A 3,302-nucleotide genomic window follows, 5' to 3' on the forward strand; every position below is an offset into this window, starting at 1 on the left:
TGGCCTCGTCCCGGGAATCCGTCGAGTTGTCCCGGTTGTCGCCCATCATGAAGAAATGGCCGGGCTGCACCGTGTAGACGTTGGTGTTGTCCCAGTAGCCGCGGTCGCCGTCGCGCTCGATGACGAAATGCGCGACGCCGCCGGGCAGCGTCTCCCGGTACTGCGGCACCGAGATCGTGCGGCCGTAGAGGTCGGTGGTCTTGTAATCCTCCACCCGCTCGCGCTGGACCGGCTGGCCGTTGATGTGCAGCACGCCGCCGATCACCTGGATCTTGTCCCCCGGCAGGCCGATCACGCGCTTGATGTAGTCGGTCGAGTTGTCCTTGGGCAGCTTGAACACGGCGATCTCGCCCCGCTTCGGCTCGGACCCGAAGATGCGGCCGGAGAAGAGGCCCGGGCTGAACGGGATCGAATGTTTGGAGTACCCGTAGGAATACTTGGAGACGAACAGGTAGTCGCCGATGAGAAGGGTCGGGATGAGGGATCCCGACGGAATGTTGAAGGGCTGGAAGAGCACGGTGCGCACGACGACCGCGATCAGAAGGGCCTGGACGATGACCTTGATGGTCTCCCAGATGCCGCCTTCTTCGTTCTTCGCGCTGCTACCCACGTACTTGCTGCTTTTTTCGCTCACGTCTGTCGACCTATGCTCTTGGACTCCGGCGGCCGGAGCCGTCCTCGTCCGTGTGGCAGGTCGAGAGGGGTTTGCACCTCAGCCCCAGGGGCAAACCACTCTCGAAAGAATCAATCCTTACTGCAGTCGGTGCCGCGGATCGGAGCCCGTTCCGCGGCGGCCATGCTCTAACCCAAGCGGCGTCCTGCCGCAACGCGGCCCGCTCAGGCCGGAAGCGCCTCGATGATCACGAACGCTTGCGCCATGGGCGGATCGTCGGTCAGGGAGACGTGCACCACCGCCCTGTGGCCGGCCGGCGTCATGGCCTCGAGACGCTCCAGGGCGCCGCCCGTCAGGCGCATGGTGGGCCGTCCGGTGGGAAGGTTGACCACCTCCATGTCGCGCCAGAAGACCCCGTGGCTCAAGCCCGTACCCAGGGCCTTGGCGCAGGCCTCCTTGGCGGCGAAGCGGCGGGCATAGGACGGCGCCCGGGCCGCCCGGCGGTCGCTCCTCGCCCGCTCCCCCTCGGTGTAGATGCGATGAGTGAAGCGTTCGCCGAAGCGCTCGAGCGATTTCTCGATGCGCCGGATGTCGCACAGATCGGACCCGATGCCGAGAATCACGCCGGCACCTGTGCCCGGCCCTCGTCCATCGCCACCCGCATGGCCCTGACCGCCTCGTCGAGGCCGACGAAGATGGCCTCACCGACGAGGGAATGGCCGATGTTGAGCTCCACGATCTGGGGAATCGCCGCGACAGGGCGGACCGAGTCGAGGGCGAGGCCATGCCCGGCATGGATCTCGAGGCCGATCCTCGCGCCGTGCTCGGCGGCGCGCTGCAGCCGCTCCAGCTCATGGGCGATCCGGGCCTGGTCGCCTTCGGCGATGGCCTCGCAATAGGTTCCCGTATGGAGTTCGACCACCGGCGCCTGCAGGTCGCAGGCGGCATCCATGACGGCGATCTCCGGCTCGACGAAGAGGGACACCCGAATGCCCTCGGCTTTCAGTTCCTGAATCACCGGACGCAGATGGGTATGGGCGCCGATGATGTCGAGGCCCCCTTCGGTGGTGCGTTCCTCCCGCTTCTCCGGCACGAGACAGGCCGCGTGGGGATGAATGCGGGTCGCGATCGCGACCATCTCCGAAGTGGCGGCCATCTCGAAATTCAGCGGCACGAAGAGCTGGCGCTTGAGCCGTTCCATGTCCTGGTCGCGGATATGGCGCCGGTCCTCGCGCAGATGGGCCGTGATGCCGTCCGCACCGGCCAGGACGGCGAGATGCGCGGCCCGGACCGGATCCGGGTGATGGCCGCCGCGGGCATTCCGGACGGTGGCGACGTGGTCGATGTTGACGCCGAGGCGGAGAGGAGGAGCTTTCATAAGGGTGTTTTAGCCTAAGGGGATCCGTTGACCAGGGTTCCATCGGTCCGCGGATGCGCTATCAACGGCAAATCGTCCGAGCGGCGGCTTGGGAAGGCCCCCTCGTTGTCATGGCCGGCCCTGTGCCGGCCATCCCGGTCGAAAGAGCGCGGCGTTTCGGGGTTGCCGGGATCACCGGCACGAGGGCTGATGACGTTGTCGGCCCGTGGCCGGACATCCCTTGCCTTCCTGGTCCAAATCGACTATAGCGGCCCCTTCGCGTTCGCTCCGGCCGGGGGCTGAACGGACGGTATGGCTTGGCCATGCAGGAGTTTCGGCTCCGTCGTCCCGTGTCTCCGCCTTCGACAACCGCTCGGGCCTTGCAGGCTCGAAGGGCTTGGCGCCGATCGGACGCGCGAAACGGCCAAGACACTCTTGAAAACAGTGCCGAGGCTTGAACCTCAAACCTGAGAAAGGCCCACTATGCCTCTCTACGAGCATATCTTCATGGCTCGCCAGGATGTCACCCCGCAGCAGGTCGAAGCAATGGTCGACCAGTACAAGGGCGTCATCGAGCAGAACGGCGGCAGCGTCGATAAGACCGAGATGTGGGGCGTGAAGTCCCTCGCCTACCGCATCAAGAAGAACCGCAAGGCGCATTTCACGATGTTCAACCTCAACGCTCCGGCTCCGGCCGTGGCCGAGATGGAGCGTCAGATGCGCATCAACGAAGACATCCTTCGTTTCATGACCATCAAGGTGGAAGAGCTCGAGACCGAGCCGTCCGTGATGATGCAGAAGCGCGACCGCGACGAGCGCAAGGACCGCGAGCGCCGTGAGCGCGACGGCGGCAGCTTCGACGGCGGCAACGAAGGCGAGGAGGCGTAAGTCATGGCATTTGGTGCAACCGGTGGCGCCGCTGGCGGCGGCCGTCGTCCGTTCTTCCGCCGTCGCAAGACCTGCCCGTTCTCGGGCCCGAACGCGCCGAAGATCGACTACAAGGACACGAAGCTCCTGTCGCGCTACATCTCCGAGCGCGGCAAGATCGTTCCTTCGCGCATCACGGCCGTGTCGGCCAAGAAGCAGCGTGAGCTCGCCCAGGCGATCAAGCGCGCCCGCTTCCTGGGCCTGCTGCCCTACGTGATCCGCTAGAGCATCGGACGCAAAAGCGGGAACCGGTTTTGCGTGAAAAGATGCCGTAAGACAAAAGCTTGAAGCGTCGCGCGTGAGTTCGATGCTTCAAGCAAGACCTCCGGCGGGCCGCCGTGCGGCCCGCCGCGCCACCATCAGATAGCCCAGCGGTGCGAATCCGCCGGGTCCCTTGGGGCCGAG

Annotated in this window: 5 protein-coding genes; 2 read left to right on the plus strand and 3 right to left on the minus strand. The window is 65.5% G+C overall.

Annotated features, from left to right (window positions below; genetic code table 11):
* The 3 genes from lepB to NF876_RS05305 all read right to left on the minus strand — a co-directional run.
* Window positions 1-610, minus strand: a 610-nt coding sequence (lepB, locus tag NF876_RS05295; protein ID WP_262267919.1) for a signal peptidase I, incomplete at its 3' end; no start/stop codon positions are given.
* Window positions 611-837: 227 nt separating this feature from the next.
* Window positions 838-1,236 carry a holo-ACP synthase gene (gene acpS, locus NF876_RS05300; RefSeq protein ID WP_210812622.1) on the minus strand — a complete coding sequence of 133 codons (399 nt, stop codon included), beginning with the start codon at window positions 1,234-1,236 and terminating at the stop codon, window positions 838-840.
* Window positions 1,233-1,991 (minus strand): pyridoxine 5'-phosphate synthase, encoded by a 759-nt coding sequence (locus NF876_RS05305; protein WP_210812621.1) that lies wholly within the window; start codon window positions 1,989-1,991, stop codon window positions 1,233-1,235. The genes acpS and NF876_RS05305 overlap by 4 nt, the downstream gene beginning before the upstream one ends.
* Window positions 1,992-2,453: 462 nt before the next feature.
* Here NF876_RS05305 and rpsF point away from each other — a divergent pair, with 462 nt between their 5' ends.
* Together rpsF and rpsR are read left to right on the plus strand one after the other, a co-directional pair.
* On the plus strand, window positions 2,454-2,858 hold the full coding sequence (gene rpsF / locus NF876_RS05310; RefSeq protein ID WP_262267808.1) for a 30S ribosomal protein S6: 405 nt from the start codon (window positions 2,454-2,456) through the stop codon (window positions 2,856-2,858).
* 3 nt (window positions 2,859-2,861) lie between these two features.
* Complete coding sequence (rpsR, locus tag NF876_RS05315; RefSeq protein WP_036353512.1) at window positions 2,862-3,122, plus strand: 30S ribosomal protein S18; 261 nt, start codon at window positions 2,862-2,864, stop codon at window positions 3,120-3,122.
* The last annotated feature ends 180 nt before the right edge of the window (window positions 3,123-3,302 follow it).

It is taken from the genome of Microvirga yunnanensis, from assembly GCF_025460875.1.

Coding starts and splice junctions, on each gene's coding strand:
- NF876_RS05305 (WP_210812621.1), bottom strand. CDS start 1,991: ATGAAAGCTCCTCCTCTCCGCCTCGGCGTCAACATCGACCACGTCGCC.
- rpsF (WP_262267808.1), top strand. CDS start 2,454: ATGCCTCTCTACGAGCATATCTTCATGGCTCGCCAGGATGTCACCCCG.
- rpsR (WP_036353512.1), top strand. CDS start 2,862: ATGGCATTTGGTGCAACCGGTGGCGCCGCTGGCGGCGGCCGTCGTCCG.